This window comes from Shewanella sp. SR44-4 (genome assembly GCF_014163715.1).
GTDB lineage: Bacteria > Pseudomonadota > Gammaproteobacteria > Enterobacterales > Shewanellaceae > Shewanella.
In genome coordinates this window covers 84,786-105,142 of the sequence record NZ_JACJDU010000007.1, presented here as the reverse complement: position 1 = coordinate 105,142, position 20,357 = coordinate 84,786, and the positions used below count along the sequence as shown (strand labels likewise).

18 protein-coding genes are annotated in these 20,357 nt (G+C 41.3%); 9 read left to right on the top strand and 9 right to left on the bottom strand.

From position 1 onward, the window contains the following. Positions 1-44: 44 nt before the first annotated feature. Positions 45-1,112, top strand: coding sequence for a DUF3083 family protein (locus H5125_RS05595; RefSeq protein WP_101087882.1), 1,068 nt, complete (start codon positions 45-47; stop codon positions 1,110-1,112). An 87-nt stretch (positions 1,113-1,199) separates the two neighbouring features. Here H5125_RS05595 and sohB read toward each other — a convergent pair whose 3' ends face one another. Together sohB and H5125_RS05585 are read right to left on the bottom strand one after the other, a co-directional pair. Further along, entirely contained in the window at positions 1,200-2,210 is a 1,011-nt protein-coding gene (gene sohB, locus H5125_RS05590; protein WP_162022732.1) for a protease SohB, read from the bottom strand. Positions 2,211-2,332: 122 nt separating this feature from the next. Beyond that, entirely contained in the window at positions 2,333-4,822 is a 2,490-nt protein-coding gene (locus H5125_RS05585) for a VolA/Pla-1 family phospholipase (protein WP_182743736.1), read from the bottom strand. A gap of 259 nt (positions 4,823-5,081) precedes the next feature. Here H5125_RS05585 and H5125_RS05580 point away from each other — a divergent pair, with 259 nt between their 5' ends. Beyond that, the gene (locus tag H5125_RS05580) at positions 5,082-5,819 is read left to right on the top strand and encodes a YciK family oxidoreductase (protein ID WP_011638022.1); all 738 of its coding nucleotides are present in this window, start codon (positions 5,082-5,084) and stop codon (positions 5,817-5,819) included. Between the two features lie 103 nt (positions 5,820-5,922). Here H5125_RS05580 and H5125_RS05575 read toward each other — a convergent pair whose 3' ends face one another. From H5125_RS05575 to pspA, 6 genes are all read right to left on the bottom strand, one after another. After that, the gene (locus tag H5125_RS05575; RefSeq protein WP_101087875.1) at positions 5,923-6,258 is read right to left on the bottom strand and encodes a helix-hairpin-helix domain-containing protein; all 336 of its coding nucleotides are present in this window, start codon (positions 6,256-6,258) and stop codon (positions 5,923-5,925) included. Positions 6,259-6,399: 141 nt separating this feature from the next. Next, positions 6,400-7,491: a TIGR01620 family protein gene (locus tag H5125_RS05570; protein WP_101087873.1), complete on the bottom strand. Its 1,092-nt coding sequence runs from the start codon at positions 7,489-7,491 to the stop codon at positions 6,400-6,402. Positions 7,492-7,526: 35 nt separating this feature from the next. Continuing rightward, entirely contained in the window at positions 7,527-8,969 is a 1,443-nt protein-coding gene (locus tag H5125_RS05565) for a YcjX family protein (protein WP_101088204.1), read from the bottom strand. A gap of 53 nt (positions 8,970-9,022) precedes the next feature. Continuing rightward, positions 9,023-9,418: an envelope stress response membrane protein PspC gene (gene pspC / locus H5125_RS05560; protein WP_101087871.1), complete on the bottom strand. Its 396-nt coding sequence runs from the start codon at positions 9,416-9,418 to the stop codon at positions 9,023-9,025. Continuing rightward, complete coding sequence (gene pspB, locus H5125_RS05555) at positions 9,405-9,644, bottom strand: envelope stress response membrane protein PspB (RefSeq protein ID WP_086019761.1); 240 nt, start codon at positions 9,642-9,644, stop codon at positions 9,405-9,407. Before pspB ends, pspC begins: the two co-directional genes overlap by 14 nt. Positions 9,645-9,663: 19 nt before the next feature. Next, complete coding sequence (pspA, locus tag H5125_RS05550; RefSeq protein WP_011638028.1) at positions 9,664-10,347, bottom strand: phage shock protein PspA; 684 nt, start codon at positions 10,345-10,347, stop codon at positions 9,664-9,666. Between the two features lie 192 nt (positions 10,348-10,539). Between pspA and pspF the strand changes: the two genes are divergently transcribed. The 7 genes from pspF to fabV all read left to right on the top strand — a co-directional run bounded on the left by pspF (position 10,540) and on the right by fabV (position 18,322). Further along, a complete protein-coding gene (gene pspF, locus H5125_RS05545) occupies positions 10,540-11,619 on the top strand; it encodes a phage shock protein operon transcriptional activator (RefSeq protein ID WP_101087869.1) in 1,080 nt (359 codons plus the stop codon). A gap of 83 nt (positions 11,620-11,702) precedes the next feature. After that, the gene (locus tag H5125_RS05540) at positions 11,703-13,328 is read left to right on the top strand and encodes an ABC transporter substrate-binding protein (protein ID WP_182743735.1); all 1,626 of its coding nucleotides are present in this window, start codon (positions 11,703-11,705) and stop codon (positions 13,326-13,328) included. Beyond that, positions 13,329-14,360, top strand: coding sequence for an ABC transporter permease subunit (locus H5125_RS05535; protein WP_101087865.1), 1,032 nt, complete (start codon positions 13,329-13,331; stop codon positions 14,358-14,360). Next, positions 14,347-15,237 carry an ABC transporter permease subunit gene (locus H5125_RS05530; protein ID WP_101087863.1) on the top strand — a complete coding sequence of 297 codons (891 nt, stop codon included), beginning with the start codon at positions 14,347-14,349 and terminating at the stop codon, positions 15,235-15,237. Before H5125_RS05535 ends, H5125_RS05530 begins: the two co-directional genes overlap by 14 nt. A gap of 3 nt (positions 15,238-15,240) precedes the next feature. After that, a complete protein-coding gene (locus H5125_RS05525) occupies positions 15,241-16,248 on the top strand; it encodes an oligopeptide/dipeptide ABC transporter ATP-binding protein (RefSeq protein ID WP_101087861.1) in 1,008 nt (335 codons plus the stop codon). Then, positions 16,229-17,014, top strand: coding sequence for an ATP-binding cassette domain-containing protein (locus H5125_RS05520; RefSeq protein WP_011638034.1), 786 nt, complete (start codon positions 16,229-16,231; stop codon positions 17,012-17,014). The genes H5125_RS05525 and H5125_RS05520 overlap by 20 nt, the downstream gene beginning before the upstream one ends. A 105-nt stretch (positions 17,015-17,119) precedes the next feature. Continuing rightward, positions 17,120-18,322, top strand: a complete 1,203-nt coding sequence (gene fabV, locus H5125_RS05515; RefSeq protein WP_182743734.1) for an enoyl-ACP reductase FabV — start codon at positions 17,120-17,122, stop codon at positions 18,320-18,322. Between the two features lie 238 nt (positions 18,323-18,560). On the opposite strand, the gene H5125_RS05510 is transcribed toward fabV, so the two are convergent. Beyond that, entirely contained in the window at positions 18,561-20,330 is a 1,770-nt protein-coding gene (locus tag H5125_RS05510) for a flavocytochrome c (protein WP_101087857.1), read from the bottom strand. Positions 20,331-20,357: the final 27 nt, after the last annotated feature.

Sequence of the window (20,357 nt, the reverse complement as noted above, 5' to 3'; positions counted from 1 at the left end):
TAACGATAAACTTTAGACAACAACTAAGGCAATAAGGAAATAATATGTCCGTCAGTCGTCAAAAAAAAGTATACTTGCCAACAGCAACACGTAAAAATCAATACATTACCATTGGTTTTCCGTTAACTGATGAATATCTTAATGCATACAGTGATTTAGAAACTTGTTACGATGAATTTAGCAAACTCGTCTATCAACTAGCCGAAAAGCAAGAATTGTACAACGTGCACGTTGTCACTACCGATAAATTGCCTATGGTACGCTTCCACAGTGAAGCTTATTGCTTAACCACAGATGAGCAATTACGTTTTTTCTATAACCCAGCCCACCATGAGGCTAACCGTTTACACAGCGTTGCAGGCTTTAGAGCTAGAAAACTTAGAATTGTATTTTTAGCCACTGGCAATGACCTTCGCAGTAATTCAGCTGAGTTTCACTCTCATGTACAAAAATTTATAGCTGAACTAAAACCATTATTACCCGTTAAAAATGTGCCAATTAAAGTCCGTGACCACCAGCATATTTCTTATGATTTCTTTGCTAAAGCAAAAGGACTAAAAGAAACCTACGGTTATAAATTACGCGCTGTTGATAGTCGCTATCACCGACGTCATTGCGAGCTACCAGAAAATGTCAGCACGCTCAATTATGTCACCATAAACATTCCAGTTGACCGCCGCATCAAAAAGCAGTTACTCGCAAATGATACCACCGACTTTACCAGTGTTTATCAAAAGGTATGTGACAAGTTTATCGAAGCGACTAAAAGCAAACAGCTTAATCGTGTTGCGGTGGTTGCCAACGGCAAAATACCACTTGTACGTAACAGTAAGTATGAGCAATTAACCAGTACTAACGAATTTCAGATGGTTGGGTTTGATCCTCATGCAGAATCACCAGAGCCGATTTGCCACTGGGATGCGAACAAGCTTGTAGACGTTTTCCGATTTGTGATTGTCGCAGGTAAAAGCGATGAAACAGACGAAGGCTATGGTCGTTTTATGAATCAAGTTGAAGAAGCTATACGTGTATTTACCAATGAGTTCGACATTGATAAAGAACACGCCGATGTCATTTTACGTTTCCATCAACACATCAGTTACAAAGCTTAGTCACTCATAAGCTTTACAGTATAAAAAACGACAGCCTAGGCTGTCGTTTTTGTTTTTAATCAATTGCGTTGTAGTGATGTTGATGTACTACACCGATTGATTACGCTCCGCAAAACGATTCATCATAGTGGTCACTGATAGTGAAACGCCATGAGCAATTTTATCCGCTAGCTTTTTCTTCATTTGATATTGAATTTTAATCACTTGATGGGTGTTAACCAAGTCTAAAATTACATCATCGCTGGTAGAAACCGCATCGATAAGCCCTAAGTCAATTGCTTGCTGGCCATACCAATGTTCGCCAGTGGCAACTTTAGCAATGTCCATATTAGGACGATAACGGCCGACAAATTCTTTAAAAAGCACGTGAGTTTCTTCTAATTCCTGTTGGAACTTAGCTCTGCCTTCATCAGTGTTTTCACCAAAAACGGTTAAAGTACGTTTAAAGTTACCTGCGGTGTGCTGTTCATAATCAATATCATGATTTTTTAACAAACGATTAAAGTTTGGTATTTGCGCAATCACCCCAATTGAGCCCACTATCGCAAACGGTGCGGCGTAAACCTTATTAGCCACACACGCCATCATATAGCCACCACTTGCAGCCACTTTATCCACGCAAATCGATAATGGGATATTAGCTTGACGCAAACGATCTAACTGACTTGACGCTAGGCCATACCCATGAACCATACCGCCACCACTTTCAACATTGACCAATACTTGGTCATCTTTATCTGCGATGGTTATAATAGCGGTCACTTCTTCGCGTAATGACGCGACTTCATTGGCATCTATACTGCCTTTAAAATCAATAACGAATACTTTGCCTTTGGTTAAGTTTTGTTTCTCAGCCGCTTTTTCGGCTGCTTTTACTTGCTTTTCATAGGCTTTAAATTGCTTTTTAGGCAGTAACTCTTCTTTCAACTGATGCTTTAACTGCATAAGCTCATCTGAAATATCAGTCAGTCTTAGCTCACCTTTATCAGATTTGTTTTTCATGCTTGCTGCCAGCACAAATATTACTACCGCTAAAATAGCGACAACAATGGTTACCGCTTTTGCTAAAAACAGGCCGTATTCATATAAAAATTCCAAAACTCGCTCCATACAGGGATGACAATCTTGCGGTATTTTAACAGTAATAACCGACAAGTAGACAATAAAAAACCCAGCTAATTGCTGGGTTTCTTAAGATATTGCGTACTAAATAGTAAACATTAGTTACAGCTTTGGATCACATCGCTGTTACTCACAACAATCGTAGCTTGTCCTAAACCTGCTGTTTTTGCAAAACCAGCAACTTGAGACTGCATTTCAACAGTCGCAGCAAGAGCCATTCCGTCTGTTACACCATCTACTTCACCTGGGCTAACAATCGAACTGTGATGGCCTTTAGAGAAGCGTACAGCACCAGAACCTGGCGTTGTAGTATCAACACATCCTAGCGCTAGCGAGGTAATTAACGGTTCAGTACCCGATAATGGGAAACCTTCAACGCTGTTAGGTAATGTTTGGTCACCTAAGTTGCCTGCCCCATCGCCAACCACTTCAATTAAATGCACTGGTAAACCAGTAGCCGCTAATTTTTCGCCATGGTTAATTGGGTCAGCAGAATCGACAGCTGTTTGCACTGCAAAAGCAAATGTTGGTATAAACTCAGCATACACTGCTTGAACTAAAGCAGCATACTCGGCACTACCTTCCTCATAACCTGCAGTATTTGCAGCAGTAACGAGAGCGGCAAACGTACTAGACGCGGTGACATTGGCGAATAACTGTGGACCAAATGCAGCAGAACCCGCAAATGCACCAGCTAAACCACCAGCAGGCGCCACTAACGATGTTGCATTAATAGCATAAGCGTTAGGTAAAGCATCACCCGTCATAGGATTAACTAATCCAGTACTAGCATAAGTAGAGAATGTAGTGCCAACAATGCCACCTAAACTCAAACCTTGTGCACTGATTTTAGACACATCAAATACTTGAGGTTGATTTGCCGCAGCGAGTTGTTGCGCCATTCCAGTCAATAATAATCTTAACCCTAATTGGTCTAAGGTTGCTTGACGGAAATTGTCACGCACTGTCAATGTGCTGGCGATGTTAACAAACACTAATGGGTTACCATTGGTGAACGCATTAGGCTTACCGACTACAGGACCAAAAGCTGGGGCTGTTGCAGATATCTCATAAGTGCCGTCTTTGTCTAAATCAAATGAACGAGCACCGTGCAATGGCATATCAATCGCAATAGTGGCAACACCAGCTGCAGCGTATGTACCCGCATAAGCTAGTGCCATTTCTTTACCACCACCTAAACCATGCATTGCGATTGTGGTTGGCCAACCACTTGTTGGAGGCACAAAAGTTCCACCTTGCGCAGCGGTAAATGCTGCAAGCTTAGCCGCATTCGGTAAGGTAATTTGAACTGAAACAGTTTCATAACCTTTGATAGCCGGAATAGGGTTAAACTTGGTTAAATGTTTCGTTTTATCTGCAGCAGTACCATCGTCAAGTTTCCACTGTTTACCTGCAAGTAATGCAGGATTACCCAACGCTGCTTGAGGATCTACACCGTTATCAGATGCTTGTGCAAAAAAGTTAGCTTGGCTTAATGTACCCGCCTGTAAAGCTAGCAATACCGACACAGGGCTGTCACCTTGAGCAAACCAACGGCCATTAGGTGCTGTTGGAGCACCATCGACGATTGGGATCACACAGCCAGCTGATGAACAATCACCGTAGATTGGCAGTTTAATTTTGGCAGTATAAAGATCAGCCATATCGGCGACTACATAGGCTGCACCCGATGCTGGCGTTAACCCAGCAGCCTGAGCAACTGTCAATCCAGTTGGCGTAGGTGCTTGCACAAATGAAGGTGTGTAAGCAGGATTAGAAGCCATCAATAATTTAGTGGTTTCATACACATCAGCGACTGACTGAGTGGTAAATAAACCTGAAAAACTAATCGATTCAGGATCAACACCGTGTGTTTCAGCAACACCTTTTTCATAACTGTTGACCAGATACTGCAGCATTTTTTGTTGTTCTGTTTCAAGCTGCTGTGTTTCAAAATCTAACTTTAACAGACCATAAGTTGTTGACGGAGCAATAGCACGGCCTAGCGAGTCTTGAATAAGATCTGTAGTCACATAGATATAAGACTGACCCGCTTTTAATGGTTTAATCGGTACTATGGCAACTTTATTGCCTGATGCTTTTGATACAAAATCAACACCAAATTGAAGCTCTTCACCTACTTTACAAGCTGAAACTGAAGGTGCTGATTTACACTCAGCATCACTTGATAATGCTCCGCCCACCGTCGCTTCAAACATACGCACCGCACCAGGTTGAAACACAGAAGCTGCATCTAACGTTAATGCATTGCCCTGTAAATCATTAGCAAGTTCGACAGTAATTGAAATTGGTGAACTAGTTGACCATCCATCTAATGCACCTAATGCAATTTGAGGATCAGTATAGTTACCGCTGGCTTCGCCAGGGATAGATAATGTGCCATCAGTGGTTCCACTGAAGAGTAAGTCGTTTGGTAATGGTACTTTGCTATTAGCAGGATCAAACTGCATATGTGAAACAGGCACTAACGGCTCAGCATTATCTACTGCTTCGTTAAAACTGTCACCACCACATGCTGTCAAGCCAAGAGCAGATGTTATTGCAACACCCAAAATGAGTCTTTTCATCTTTTTTCCCCAAATCTTGTTTTAATAATTTTGTTTTCCCCAAGAATTGGTCACAATAGTCCTATCATGCGACCATAAGGACTTATGTTAGTCCTTAACTATTCTCAAGTTAACGTAAAATTATTGAGTTAGCTACAAGTTTGTTACATGCAAATGACCTATTCTCATACAATTATTAATCATTTGTTTCAAACGGTCGTTTATTTTTTATCCGGTACTAGATTTGACGGGCGATTGCGCTAAGAGGAAATAATCAATCATGTTGGAATATCAAGCTGCAAAAGATTTACTCAATAACAAAACAATCTTGGTTACGGGCGCTGGAGACGGTATTGGTCGTGCAGCATCAATCGAATTTGCCAAACACGGCGCAACGGTAATTTTGCTCGGTAAGACCGTTAAAAAACTCGAAAACGTATACGATGAAATTGTTAATGCCGGTTATCCAAAGCCAGCCATTGTACCGTTAGATATGAAAGGCGCGACCGAACAGAATTATATTGATATGGCAGACACCATTGCCGAGCAGTTTGGTCATTTAGATGGTTTATTGCATAACGCATCTCAGTTGGGGGCATTAGGTCCATTTGAGCATATCGATTTAACCTCGCTTGAAACCATTTTGAAGGTCAATGTCACGGCTCAAGCCATCATGACCAAGTCATTATTGCCTATTATGCGTAAAGCCGAGCATGCTTCAATTGTGTTTACTTCTAGCGGTGTTGGACGTAAAGGTCGTGCTTATTGGGGACCTTATGCATTTTCTAAATTTGCCACCGAAGGCATGATGCAAGTATTAGCTGATGAATGTGACAATACCTCTGTAAGGGTTAATAGTATTAACCCAGGCGCGACTCGTACAGAAATGCGTGCAAAAGCTTATCCTGCTGAAGATCCACAAACACTAAAAACAGCTGAACAAATTATGCCGACTTATTTATTCTTAATGGGTAATGAATCTATCGACACCAATGGCCAAGCACTTAATGCACAATAGTTAACCTGGATTGGTTAACCTGGATTAGTTAACCTGCATTTGGGTTCGCTGAAATAGAAAACGGAAGCAATTGCTTCCGTTTTTGTATTAATAAGCGTCTCAGTTAGAAACTCATATTCTCGGTATTCTGGCTGACTAACTTTTCACCAATTCCTGTCACCATGGTTAACTGTTTCAGATCGGTAAATTTGCCGTTTTTGGTTCGATAGTCAACAATCGCTTTTGCTTTGGCTTGCCCAATACCTTTCAGCGCTTGTAATTCTTCAGCGCTGGCTTTATTGATATTGACCTTTTGCATAGCCGTTGACTTTTTCTCCATCGATTTTGTGGCTTGTTTTGTGGGCTCTGCCATTGTCTTTACCGTTTCAGCGGCGTAAGAATGACTACTTAGCAAGCAACATAAACCCATTAATAATGCAGTTAATGACAATGATTTCATTAGATTCTCCTTTCTTTCCTTAGTTTGCTGGTATGCGTCCTTCTCCATTACCAAGCTCGAACGATTCAGAACGCTATACGTTTTCCGAATCGGAGGCTAACTGTAGTCAACAAAATTGAATTGTACAAAAAAAACACTAATTTATTCGCTATTATCAGCTGACTGAGTTTGTTTCTGTTTATTTTTAGACATCATTGACGAAGTAAACTGCTTTAATTCACCGAGTAAATGTTGATGAACGTGGGATAATTTAGGCTTGTTGTGTTTGTTAAATGCAATCGGCCGGCACAAGCTCATGGCTTGATAACCTAACCTTGCGGTAAGTAAACCACCACCAAGTCCTTGTGCAATCCGAGCAGACACCTTGCCGGTCATTTCTACTGATAATAATTGGGTACCTAAATCGGTAATCACCTCGGTACTGCCAGCATAAATAATATTCGTCACAATACTACGAATCAGTTTTATGCGGCTCCAGTAACCCAGCTCCACGGCATAAATGGCAGCGACTTCATTAATCATTTTTTGATTTCGCCACAAGATAATAGCCATATCCAGCGCAGCTAAAGGGCTTGCGGCTAATAATAATGCCGACTCAGCAGCAAAGCGGTTAACGCGTTTCTTGGCCAGTAAATCGCGCTCGGATAACACGATATCTTCGAATAACAACACGATTTCTGCATCATTATGTTCATGGCTACAAGCTTGTAAATATTGTTGTTTAGCCTGATTATTTGGGTATTTGGCTAATATTGGTGCCAAAAACGTTTTGGCTTCGCCCATTTGCATGCTTTGGGATAATCGTTCAGCTGTGCTTTGATGATCACTGACTTGTTTAAGATTAACCAACTTACGCCATTCTTTAATCGTAATGACCGTGGCCCATAAGCTAACAATGGATAACACAGAAGCATAAAAACCAAATAACCACGGACTTTGTTGAAAAGAGTCAAGTAACCCCATCACGGTTTGTACGATAACCAATAACACCAAACCAATTACCGATAATATAGCCAATAACGACCAACGCTTAGCCTTTGCAGGTTTAATGCTGTCTTCCATTGCTGCTGGCAATTCTGTTAGCGATTGCTCACAAATAAAGTCAACTTCTTCAAATGATTTAGTCGGCTTAATTGCTTCTTCAGCCGATTGAATCTCATCTGTCACAATAAGATCTGACTCGGTAAATATTTGCGATTTTTTTATCGGCGAATTACGTGTAGGTTCATTCATAACTAATGCTCACATTTATTCTCAAAATAAAACCATTAAGACAATTTATCGCCTAATAGAAACTCCAAGAGATGGTCGAGACGAATGTGTTCGAATTGCGGATTATTATCGTGGATATGGCTCAAATTGGGCGGTAGAAAAGCACTAAAGCTAAACCCTTGTTGTTGCCAAAACTCTGCATCGGGTAATGATGTGGGCACATCTCCTGGGTATACGGTGACTTGCTTACCATCAAGCCCAGTGCCTTTTACCACTTCTTGTTGAACACCCTCTATATTAACCATCCCGTGTTGAGTAGCCTTAATAGCACTTATCGCCATGGTTTCAACTTCACTGCCTTCAAAGTTGGCATAATGCTGGCTTTGTTGCAGCATTGCGGTTAACAAACTAAGCACATGGCTTTGCTGATCACGGGTCACTCTGTCTACTTGGCTGGCAGCAAATAACACTTTGTCTATCCGCGGTGAAAATAAACGTTTAATTAAGCTCGACTGGCCAAACTGAAAACTTTCCATAATGCTGTTTAATGCGCGCCCCATGTCATTAAACTGTGCCTGACCATGATTAAGTGCGTTTAAACAATCAACCAACACTAGTTGGCGATCAAATCGAGAAAAGTAGTCGCGGTAAAATGGCTTAACAACTTGTGATACGTACTGCTCATAACGGCGCTTAAGGACATGATAATTTGAATCGCTTGGGCTTGCTGATAATTCTGAGTGCTGAATTGGGCTTAAGGTAAGCAATGGGAAAAATGTCAATAACGGGGTATTTTCGTATTCGCCCGGTAACAACATACGCCCTGGTTGAGCGTGATAAAATCCCTGTTGTCTAACCAAGTCGACCAATAAAGTTTGATACAAGTCAGCAATGTGCTTAAGGTGCTGTTCATCAGCTAATTGGCTTAACTCTAATGTCTCTACAGCTTGATTGAATGCGCTAAATAAGGGCGAGTGACGTAAACATGCCACATTAACCTGTTGTGATAAACACCATTGAGTAAAATCTTGTTTAAGCATCGGTAAATCAAGTAACCACTCACCTGGATAATCAACAATATCTACGTACAAGGTTGCGGTATCTGTTAATTTAGCTAACAAACCTTGTTGAGGCTGATACTTAATGGCTAAACGTAATTCGGTAATGTTTTTGGTTGAAGCAGGCCAATAAGGAGGCGACGAACATAATGCATTCATTGCACCTTGATAATCAAAACTGGCAATGTCTAAATCAGGTTGCATAGCGCGATTGACAGCAATTAACCGACCTTCGCGTGCCACTTGCCATAATGGTAAAGGATTGTGCTTGGCGCCTTTTCCTGCATGCAATAACTGATTTACTAAGCCACTAATAAAAGCGGTTTTACCTGCACCGGATAACCCAGTGACGGCTAATCTGACATGACGATCGGTACTGCGGTTAACAATAGACTGAGCGGTTTGGCTGACTTTAAACAAGGAACGATCTAAAAATCTCATGATGGCTGATGGCTCCCCAAAAAACACGGGCGGATAACCGCCCATTAGAAGGATTAAAGACTATTGATTTGGCGTTTAAGATCAAAGTTGTCTGAGGTGACATGTTCTTCGAGTCGTCTTAAACGGAGTTCTAATCCGTTAAATTGACGATTAACATCAAACAATGCTTGCTTTGCAGGTTCACCTGCTTGCCAAATTTTCTTTTTAATTTCAATATCTTTGTGATTTTCTTTGTTGTCTAAGTTTTGTGGTTTGATGTCTAATATCATCCATAAGGCAATATAAACAACAAACACAATCCCTGTTCCACCGAGTAAGAATATCGACACAGCAATGACTCGCACTAGCCATGTTTCAAAGTTAAAGTAATCTGCAATACCTGAACACACCCCAGCCACTTTACCATTTTTTGGGTTGCGGTATAGAGTACGACCATTAGATGGGACCATGTTTTGCTCTCCATTCTGGTGATTCAGTATCTAAAATCGCTTCTAATGTTTCAATGCGACCGCTCATTTTTTCAGCTTTCGCAATGAGACCATTAAGCTGGTTAAATTCTTCCTCGGTGAGCCCCTGGCTCACTTGTCGCTTACTGCGATAATGAAGAACCAACCAGATAGGTGCCACAACAACCATAAAGATGATAATTGGTGCAATAAGAAGATCCATATCCATAACTCACCTCTGAATAAATTTACGCTTTAGATTTAGGTTGTGCTTTCGCACTCATTTTTGCTTTTAATGCTGCTAATTCATCATTGACAGAATCTTCTGCTTCTAATGCTGCAAACTCGTCAGCTAGAACGTTCTTTTTACCTAAATCATATGATTCTACTTGTGCCTCAAGTCCTTCAACTCGGCGCTCGTATTGTTCAAACTTCATCATTGCATCATCGATTTTGCTTGAATCAAGCTGCTTTTTGACTTCTAAACGTGAAGTGGCAGTTTGCTTACGCATAATGATGGTTTTTTGACGAGCACGAGCATCATTCAATTTTTCTTGAAGTTGAGCGATTTCATCTTTTAAACGAGCGACATGCTCTTCAACAACTTGCAGTTCCATCTCAAGTGTTTGCAATAAACCAACCGTTTTTTGCTTTTCACTCAACGCGGCTTTGGCTAAGTCTTCACGATCTTTGGATAACGCTAACTCAGCTTTATTCTGCCAATCTTGAACTTGCTCTTGAACACGAGCAATCCGGCGAAGTAATTCTTTTTTCTCTGCCAATACTTTAGCGGAGGTTGAACGTACTTCAACAAGTGTGTCTTCCATTTCTTGAATGATAAGACGGACCATTTTTTCTGGATCTTCGGCTTTATCAAGTATTGCGCTGATATTTGAATTAACGATATCTGCGAAGCGAGAGAAAATTCCCATAATGTGTTCCTCAAAATTAACGTGGATGTCGCAGTTGGTATTACACATTACGTGCCAACATTTACAAATGCAACAACATCATATACTTAAACAAATATTTAACTTTTGCTTTCTTTTAACACTCAAGCCATTTATTATGATTTTCACCAATTATTAGTCTAATTCACTAACAATTTTGCGAGTAAGCTAACTGTGAGCAAACAATTCCAGCAAGACAATCTCATCGGCCAATCTAATGCACTGCTTGAAGTATTAGAACATGTGTCTAAAGTCGCGCCATTATCTAAGCCGGTGCTCATTATTGGTGAACGCGGTACGGGTAAAGAATTAATTGCCGAACGACTACATTACTTATCCCCTCGTTGGGATCAAAGCTTTATTAAACTCAATTGTTCTTCATTAAGTGAAAACTTACTCGAAAGTGAACTCTTTGGCCATGAATCTGGTGCATTTACGGGTGCGAAAGGACGACACGAAGGCCGTTTTGAACGCGCCGATGGCGGAACACTGTTTTTAGATGAATTAGCCAACACTTCTGGATTAATCCAAGAAAAGTTGTTACGTGTCATCGAATATGGTGAATTTGAACGAGTCGGTGGCAGTAAAACGGTTCAATCTGATGTGCGACTGATTTGTGCCGCCAATGAAGATTTACCTACCTTGGCTGACAATGGTGAATTCCGAGCGGACTTACTCGATCGTTTAGCCTTTGATGTGATCACCTTGCCACCATTAAGACATAGAACCGAAGACATTATGCCATTGGCCGAACATTTTGCTATTAGCATGGCAAGGCAACTATCACTGGAATATTTTAGTGGTTTTAGTCCGTTGGCGGTAGAACAATTAATGATGCACAGCTGGCCAGGAAATATCCGGGAATTAAAGAATGTCGTCGAGCGAAGTGTTTACCGTGAAGGCGCTGATGGCCAAGAGATTGATCATATTATTTTAGATCCTTTTGCATCTCCCTATCGTCCTGTAAATCGCGTCAAAACCCGCGAACGTCAATTAAATCAAATAGAACATGCACCAACACCAGTGACGGAATCGGCTGAGTTAAATATTAAAACGGAAACATCTGTGGTGCTTAATAGCATCGAATTCCCGATAGATTTTAAAGAATACACCGAAAACAGCGAAATAGAACTATTGCAACGAGCATTAGCTGAAGGCCAATATAATCAGAAAAAAACCGCCGATTTGTTGGGCTTAAGCTACCATCAGCTTCGAGGTATTTTGAAAAAGTACAATTTACTCGACAAGAGCTGAATCAAGCTTGGATATGCTCATTGCCCCAATGCAATGAACACTGTTAAAATACCCACTCAAAGTCGATAAAAAATGATCACACTATGCCTGTTATAGTAAAACGCTGGTATCAGCAGATGTCTTTATGTCTCTCCAGCATCATGCTGGCTGCATGCGGACAAGTGCAATTGCCTTCTGGCCTTGTGTATTGCAGTGAAGGTAACCCTGAAAGCTTTAACCCTCAGCTTGTTACATCAGGCACCACTATTGATGCAACTTCACATCAAATTTACAGTAGACTCGTCAATTACAGCCAAGAAAAAGCCGAAATCACACCTGGTTTGGCGACATCATGGCAGGTGTCCGATGATGGTTTAAATTATCTATTTACTTTACGTCAACATGTGAGTTTTCATAAGACCCGCAATTTTACTCCAGCAAGAGACTTTAATGCAGATGATGTGTTGTTTTCGTTTAATCGGATTATTGATCCACTGCATCCCTATCACTTAGTCAGTAGAACCGGTTATCCATTTTTTCAAAGCATTGGTTTTGCTGATTTAATTGGCTACATTGAAAAAGTAAACGACTACCAGGTTATGTTTCATTTAACTCGGAAAGACGCTTCTTTTTTATCTAATTTGGCCACTGACTTTGCCGTAGTGTTGTCGGCAGAATATGGTTATCAACTGTTAGCGCAAGGCACACCTGAAGATATCGATTATTACGCGGTAGGCACAGGACCTTTTCAGCTTAGCCAGTATGTGAAAAATGAATATATTCGCTACAAAAAGAATCCAGTTTATTGGGGCCCTAAGGTCGAGCTTGATCAATTAGTGTTTGATATCACCCCCAGAAGCACTGCACGTATTGCTAAATTAATTACCGGAGACTGCAGCGTTTCAGCATTACCTAAAGCTGGTGAACTGGCAGTGCTTGACCAACATAAAGATATTATTATCGATGCAAAACCTGGATTGAACGTCGCATTTTGGGCCTTTAACACTCAAAAACCGCCATTAGATGATGTTCGTGTAAGACGCGCACTTGCGCATGCTATCGATAAAAATAATATTCTAGACGTGGTATATAACGATACCGCTGTCGAAGCGACAGGCGTTTTACCTCCGGCATCTTGGGCTTACAGCAAAAACTTATCTCCAAATGAATATAACCCTGAAAAAGCCAAAGTATTACTGCACCAAGCAGGTGTATCTAACTTATCCATTAATGTGTGGGCCATGCCAGTGGCGCGAATTTATAATCCGAGTGCATTGAAAACAGCGGAGCTCATTCAAGCCGATCTAGCCCGTATTGGCGTAAAACTGAATATCATTAGCTATGATTGGAGTGTATTCACTCAGAAGTTAGCCAGTTCCAATTATGATTCAGTGCTTATTGGTTGGAATGCGGATAATAGCGATCCTGATAACTTTTTCACTCCACTATTAAGCTGCGCCGCATTAGCTTCTAATAATAATCGCTCTCGTTGGTGCAACAAAGACTTTGAACATCTGTTAACCCAAGCTCAGAGCGTATCGACTCAACCTGAACGCAAAGCATTTTATCAATCCGCAGAAGCCATTATTAGCGATCAAGTTCCGCTAGTAACAATCGCACATGCCAAAAAAGTGGTGTTGAAAAAGAGCAATATTACCGCCATGCAAATTAGGCCTTATGGCGGTATTTCCTTCGCCAAAACAACTCAAGCAATAGAGGGAACTGAATAAATGTGGCGTTATCTTTTTAGTCGCATAACCCTGTTTATGGCCACGTCGCTAGTCATGGTGGCCGTACTCTTTATGGCATCAGGACAGTTTCCTGTCAGTAAAGCATATTCTCTGTCTGGGGTTCAATATCCCACGCTTGAACAACAACAGCAAATAGAGCAAGACTATCAACTAAATGATAACCAATTACTGCAGTTTACCGCCTACTTGCGCCAGCGCTTATCGGGTAACTTTGGTATTTCCAGTAACTCACAGCAAGAGGTATTGGAGGAGCTTGAAGCAGTACTACCTGCGTCTTTTGAATTATCATTATTTTCTGGTTTTATTGCCGTGTTTTTTGGCGTGCCCATTGGCGTGCTAGCCGCATTAGGTAATAACAAAGCACTGCAACGCAGTATTTTAGCCATCACCTTAACAGGCTATTCTATTCCGGTATTTTGGCTCGGCTTGACCTTATCTATGTGGTTTGGGGTGAATCTCGGCTGGCTGCCTATTTCAGGCCAAATCAATTTACTTTATGAAATTGAACCTGTGACAGGTTTTATGCTGGTCGACACTTTATTATCCGATTCTAGTTATCGCATTCCGGCGTTTCATGATGCTTTATTACACTTGATTTTACCGGCGGTCACTTTAGCGGTACTTCCTTTTACCTTGGTAGTGAGGATCACCCGGCAAGCCATTTTAAATGTGATGAATCAAACCTATATCCGCGCCGCTGAAGCTCGCGGTTTACACACGGCTAAAATTCTACTCCGTCATGTTTTGCCCAATGCCTTAATTCCGGTAATAAAAAGTATTGGTTTAATGCTGGGATCATTTGCCAGCTATGGCATTGTGGTTGAAGTGATATTTTCGTGGCCAGGGGTTGGCAGTTGGTTAGTGTCGGGCATTTATCAGCGTGACTATACTGTTATTCAAGCGGGTATCTTATCTGTTTCATTATTAATTATTTTCTTAAGCATTTTGATTGATTTACTGCATACCGCAATCAATCCAATGAGCAGAAAGGAATTGTATGCCTCGAATTAAAATATACCAAGAAGACCATATAGCCTCGCCTATGTGGCGAATGTGGCAAACATTTTCTGCTAACCCATTTGCGGTGATCGGTCTATGGGCAGTGATTTTTTTATTAATATTAACTATTTTCGCCCCGTTTATAGCGCCTTATTCAGCAGAGATGCAAGACCAACAAGTATTACTTTTACCGCCATCATGGGATCCAGCTGGTACTGTAGAACACTTCCTTGGAACCGACGATCTAGGACGAGATATTTTTAGTCGAATCTTACACGGCGTACAATTAACCTTTGGCATGTCATTATTAATTGTTACTGCATCGCTGATATTTGGTTTTATTATTGGTTCTCTTTCAGGAATGATGCACGGCATAAAGTCGAGTGTGTTAAGCCACTTGCTCGATGCATTACTGTCTATCCCATCGTTATTAATGGCTATTCTAGTGGTTGCTGTCATGGGACCTGGGCTTAATAATGTGTTTTGGGGCGTTGGGATTGCGATGGTTCCACAATTTGTGCGTGCTATCCATCTAGCGGTTCATGAAGAGCTTCAAAAAGAGTATGTTACCGCAGCCAAATTAGACGGTGCCAACTCGTTACAAGTTTTTTGGTATGTCATCATGCCCAATGTATGGGATGTGGTGATTATTCAGGTCACTATGGCAATATCTGCCGCAATACTCGATATTGCCGCTCTCGGTTTTTTAAACCTTGGTGCACAAGCACCGAGTCCAGAATGGGGTGCAATGGTCGCACAAGGGCTTGATAATTTACTGCTTGCGCCTTGGACCGTTACTATCCCAGGTGTCGCGATTTTGTTTACTGTATTATCGGTCAACTTAGTCGGCGATGGTTTACGTTCTGCGCTTGCACCGATAAGAAATTAACCTATGCCTTTACTCGATATTCGTAATCTCACCATTGAATTAGATACACCTGAGGGCACTGTGAAAGTGCTCGAAAAAGTCAGTTTGACTATTAATCCAGGTGAAATCCATGGACTTGTTGGCGAATCTGGCTCTGGGCGCAGTTTATTGGCCAAAGCGATTCTAGGCGTACTAGGTCCTAATTGGCATATTATTGCTGACCGTATGATGTGGGATGGAAAAAACTTATTAGAAATGAGTTCCAAGCAACGACGCTGCCTGATGGGCAGTGAAATGGCGATGATTTTCCAAGACCCTTCTGGCAGTTTAGATCCGGTTAAAACCATTGGCAGTCAATTGATTGAAGCTATGGTACCCAACAAAAATATTCCTTTTTGGCGACGTGGAAAGGCGACCTATTTAAACGCGCAGAAATGGCTCCACAAAGTCGGTATAAAAAAACCAAAACAACTGATGAAGTGCTATCCATGGGAATTGTCTGAGGGCGAATGCCAAAAAGTGATGATTGCGATGGCTGTGGCGAATCATCCTAAATTGCTGATTGCCGATGAGCCAACCAACTCAATGGAGCTCAACACCCAAGCGCAAATTTTCAGACTATTGTCGCAACTCAATCAACTGCAAAACGTGTCTATTTTATTGGTTAGCCATGAGCTAGAAACCATGGTGCACTGGTGTGATAACTTAACGATTTTGTACAGTGGTCAAGTTATGGAATCAGGCCCTGTTAGCGAAATGGTAGCAATGCCTTATCATCCTTACACACGGGCATTATTAAAAAATCTACCTGACCATACTGAAAAAATGCGTCATAAAGCTAACTTACCCACACTGCAAGGCTCTTCGCCGTCGATGCAGCATTTACCTGCCGGTTGTCGGCTTGGTCCACGTTGCCCAGAAGCCCAACGCCAATGTGTAAAACAGCCTAATCTTGAACATATTAAAGACCGCTATTTTGCCTGCCATTTCCCTTATAAAAGTGAGCAAGAAGATGACGATGCCATTGCTTAAAGTAACCGACTTAAGTAAACAATACTTAACCGGTTATAAGCATTTTAAACCTCAATATTATCAGGCTCTCTCTCCGGTTTCATTTGAACTCGGTCGTGGTGAAACCTTGGCTATTGTGGGGTCGGTCGGCTCGGGTAAAAGTACCCTCGCCCGAATTCTAGTGGGTGCTGAACAACGCAGTGGCGGCGACATATTTTTTGAAGGTGAAGCTTTAGAAACACGTAATTTAAAACAACGGTGTCGGTTGATCCGGATGATTTTCCAAGATCCGACAACCTCGCTTAATCCACGTTTATCGATTGGTAACTTACTTAAAGAACCGTTACGGTTTAATACCCAATTAAGTTCAACTGAACGAAAAACATTGGTGATTGAAACCTTAAGAAAAGTCGGCTTATTACCTGAACACGCAGAGTTTTATCCACACATGATTTCCGAAGGCCAAAAACAGCGTGTCGCTGTTGCACGTGCCTTAATGCTTAACCCTAAAATTATTATTGCAGATGAAGCACTAACGGCTTTAGATTTATCGGTCCGGTCTCAGATTATTAATTTGCTATTAAAGCTGCAAAAAGAGATGGGATTATCGTATATTTTTGTATCACATAATCTGAATATTATTCGTCATGTAAGCGATAAAATTATGGTGTTGCAAAATGGTCATATGGTCGAGAAATCAACTACTGAGGCCTTATTTACTTCACCACAACATGAATACACCCAACGACTCATTCAAGAACAAAGTCAATTTATGCAAAAGCGCTAAACTGCTCCAACCACTGTGGTTTTGAGGGCGTTTTAGAAAAAATCAGTGCCATTTGGCCGTCGAACTATTTATCCTAGAGCCAATGTTAAAGGAAGAAGCTTAAATATGATTATTAAACCTAAAATTCGGGGCTTTATTTGTACCACTACTCATCCAGTAGGTTGTGAAGCCAACGTTAAAGAACAAATCCAACTCATTAAGGCCAAAGGCAAAATTGCTAATGGGCCTAAAAAAGTATTAGTGGTCGGTTCTTCAAGTGGCTATGGCCTTTCATCTCGTATCACCTCAGCATTTGGTAGCGACGCTGCCACTATTGGTGTGTTTTTCGAAAAACCAAGCTCTGAAACCAAACCCGGTACAGCGGGTTGGTACAACACCGCGGCATTTGATAAGTTTGCTAAAGCAGAAGGCTTGTATTCAAAAAGCATTAACTGTGATGCATTCAGCCATCAAGCAAAGCAACAGGTGATTGAGCTTATCAAGCAAGATTTAGGTCAAATCGACATGGTGGTTTACTCACTGGCTTCTCCAGTACGTAAAATGCCTGACACCGGTGAAGTTATCCGTTCATCACTTAAGCCAATTGGCCAAACGTATACTGCCACGGCTGTTGATACCAATAAAAACACCATTATCGACACTTCGGTAGAGCCTGCGACTGAGCAAGAAATTGCTGATACCGTCACTGTAATGGGCGGCCAAGATTGGGAATTATGGATGAGTGCGCTAAGCGACGCTGGCGTATTAGCTGACAATTGCAAAACGGTTGCTTATAGTTACATTGGTACCGAATTGACTTGGCCTATTTATTGGCATGGCGCTTTAGGCAAAGCCAAAATGGATTTAGATCGTGCAGCTCACGCCCTTGATAGCAAATTATCAGCTACTGGTGGCTCAGCTAACGTTGCAGTGTTAAAAAGTGTAGTGACTCAAGCGAGCTCAGCAATTCCAGTAATGCCACTTTACATCGCCATGGTATTTAAGAAAATGCGCCAAGAAGGCTTACATGAAGACTGTATTGAACAAATATACCGTTTATTCAGTGAACGCCTATACCGTGTTGATGGCCAAGCACCAGCTGTTGATGGCGAAAATCGCTTACGCCTTGATGACTGGGAACTTCGCGAAGAAATCCAGCAGCATTGTCGTGATTTATGGCCGTTAGTGACCACAGAAAATTTAAGCGAACTCACTGACTATGATGAATACAAACAAGAGTTTTTAAAGCTGTTCGGTTTTGGTATTGATGGTATCGATTATGAAGCAGACGTGAATCCTAATGTGACATTTGATGTAATTGAATTATAACAATTGAACCTGAGCTTAAACTTTAGAAAACAATAAGCTAAGTTACACAAGTAAAAGCCGTAATGCCCAGCATTACGGCTTTTTTATTGCGTTATTATCATAGCTAATGTTATTGCCATTATAGTGATTATAATTGCGATACTCACTGTCACTACTGGTACAAATTTGGCGTAAAAAAAGGGTTAAGCCATATGGCTTAACCCAAAAGTAACGCAAGGGATAAAAAGATGTAGTTAAACTATTTTGTCTCTAGAGCATGTTTGGCGGCGTTATCTCCTGCAATTCGACCAAATACCACAGTATCAGCTATCGCATTACCACCTAAACGGTTAAACCCATGTACACCACCAGTAACTTCACCTGCAGCAAACAAACCAACAATTGGCTTACTTTGAAGATCAAGCACTGAAGCATCAGTGTCAATAGCAACTCCGCCCATAGTGTGATGTATACCTGGAGCTACTTTTACAGCGTAATAAGGGCTTTGTGTCATATTTAATGGCATATCCTTACGACCAAACGCAGTGTCTTCACCTGTTTTGACATAACCATTGTAGTCAGATACTGTTTTCGCTAAATCAGCGACTTTCATACCTGTGCTCTTAGCTAACTGTTCAATAGTATCGCCTTTATAAAGCATTTCTAAATGGTCGTAGCCGCGTACCATTTTGGCTTTTTTGTATAACTGGTTATCAAAAATAATCCAAGCAAACTTACCTGGTTGTTTTAAGATGGCATCAGATGCTTTATCACGAGTTGTTAACTCGCTAACAAAACGGTTACCATCTTTGTTCACCATCACAGCGCCCACACCACGTACCGTTTCTGAAATCAGAATACGACTGTCTTTACCTATGGTTGGGTGAGCTTGAACCCAATCGATATCTGTCATGCTAGCGCCAATATCTTTTGCCATCAACACACCATCACCAGTGGCTGTAATGTTGTTTGAGCTGGTCATGTCTTTCATTGTTGGACGGTAATAAGCAATCATTTCTTTATTCATGCCGTAACCACCTGTTGCTAACACAACTGATTTAGCACCAATCATGTAATAGCCAGTATGTTTACCATGAACAACCGCACCGACAACATTGCGTTCATCATTGATAACAAGTTTCACAACCCGAGAGTTTAGGCGAGTATCAATGCCCTGATCTTTAGCCGCTTGGCGTAAAGTATCAATAATTTCTGGACCAGAGCTTTTACCACCATGTGGACGGTGGGTTCGGTCAACACGAGCACCACCGGAGCGTTTTAAGTCTTCTAAGTTCGCGCCTAAGTCTTCTAACCATTTAACGGCACTAGCTGACTCTTCAGCAAGAATTGTCACTAATTTAATATCATTTTTCTGACGCCCGCCTTTCATCGTATCTTCGATAAACCATTCAACTTTATCATCAACACCATGAGCGGCTTGTTGAGGAGTCCCAACAGCATTAATACCACCAGCTGAAATCATAGAATTACCACCACTGAATGGCGCTTTTTCTACCAAAATAACATTGGCACCCGCTTTTTTAGCAGATAAAGAAGCATTGAAACCTGCGCTACCCGCACCCACAACTAATACTTGTGTTGTTTCGCGTGGACCAGCAGCAATCGCTTTTTGGATTTTTTCTTGATTCCATCCGTTGTCCCAAGGTTTTTTCTTCTTGGCATCAGAAAATGGCATTGGCTTGATATCAAATGAATGACATTCATTACAGTAAAATTGAGGTGCTTCATGGCCTTTATGGCAACTAGTACAGTTAATATCACCTAAATGTGAAGCATGTGGATCAAATTGCAATTTGTCATTAGCCAGTTCAGCGTAATCTCCGTGACATGATTTACACTGAGCATTTTCATGAGTTTCACTATCACTCACTTTAATAGGATCGGTGTGACAAGACTGGCAACTACCCATGTCAGCATGGAATGAACCCATGTCAGGAGTTTTAGCCATTGCAGTACCAGAAGAGAGCAACACTAATGCCATCGCTGATACCAGATATTTTAGTTTCATTTGTTCATTCCTTTCTTATTTGAATAT

What these genes read in the sequence shown, in the direction of transcription:
- H5125_RS05520 (WP_011638034.1), top strand. Translation starts at nt 16,229, where the DNA reads ATGACGATGCCATTGCTTAAAGTAACCGACTTAAGTAAACAATACTTA.
- pspA (WP_011638028.1), bottom strand. Translation starts at nt 10,347, where the DNA reads ATGGGAATTTTCTCTCGCTTCGCAGATATCGTTAATTCAAATATCAGC.
- H5125_RS05510 (WP_101087857.1), bottom strand. Translation starts at nt 20,330, where the DNA reads ATGAAACTAAAATATCTGGTATCAGCGATGGCATTAGTGTTGCTCTCT.
- H5125_RS05575 (WP_101087875.1), bottom strand. Translation starts at nt 6,258, where the DNA reads ATGAAATCATTGTCATTAACTGCATTATTAATGGGTTTATGTTGCTTG.
- H5125_RS05540 (WP_182743735.1), top strand. Translation starts at nt 11,703, where the DNA reads ATGCCTGTTATAGTAAAACGCTGGTATCAGCAGATGTCTTTATGTCTC.
- H5125_RS05525 (WP_101087861.1), top strand. Translation starts at nt 15,241, where the DNA reads ATGCCTTTACTCGATATTCGTAATCTCACCATTGAATTAGATACACCT.
- pspC (WP_101087871.1), bottom strand. Translation starts at nt 9,418, where the DNA reads ATGGTCCCATCTAATGGTCGTACTCTATACCGCAACCCAAAAAATGGT.
- fabV (WP_182743734.1), top strand. Translation starts at nt 17,120, where the DNA reads ATGATTATTAAACCTAAAATTCGGGGCTTTATTTGTACCACTACTCAT.
- pspB (WP_086019761.1), bottom strand. Translation starts at nt 9,644, where the DNA reads ATGGATATGGATCTTCTTATTGCACCAATTATCATCTTTATGGTTGTT.
- H5125_RS05580 (WP_011638022.1), top strand. Translation starts at nt 5,082, where the DNA reads ATGTTGGAATATCAAGCTGCAAAAGATTTACTCAATAACAAAACAATC.
- H5125_RS05565 (WP_101088204.1), bottom strand. Translation starts at nt 8,969, where the DNA reads ATGAGATTTTTAGATCGTTCCTTGTTTAAAGTCAGCCAAACCGCTCAG.
- H5125_RS05585 (WP_182743736.1), bottom strand. Translation starts at nt 4,822, where the DNA reads ATGAAAAGACTCATTTTGGGTGTTGCAATAACATCTGCTCTTGGCTTG.
- H5125_RS05535 (WP_101087865.1), top strand. Translation starts at nt 13,329, where the DNA reads ATGTGGCGTTATCTTTTTAGTCGCATAACCCTGTTTATGGCCACGTCG.
- H5125_RS05530 (WP_101087863.1), top strand. Translation starts at nt 14,347, where the DNA reads ATGCCTCGAATTAAAATATACCAAGAAGACCATATAGCCTCGCCTATG.
- H5125_RS05570 (WP_101087873.1), bottom strand. Translation starts at nt 7,491, where the DNA reads ATGAATGAACCTACACGTAATTCGCCGATAAAAAAATCGCAAATATTT.
- H5125_RS05595 (WP_101087882.1), top strand. Translation starts at nt 45, where the DNA reads ATGTCCGTCAGTCGTCAAAAAAAAGTATACTTGCCAACAGCAACACGT.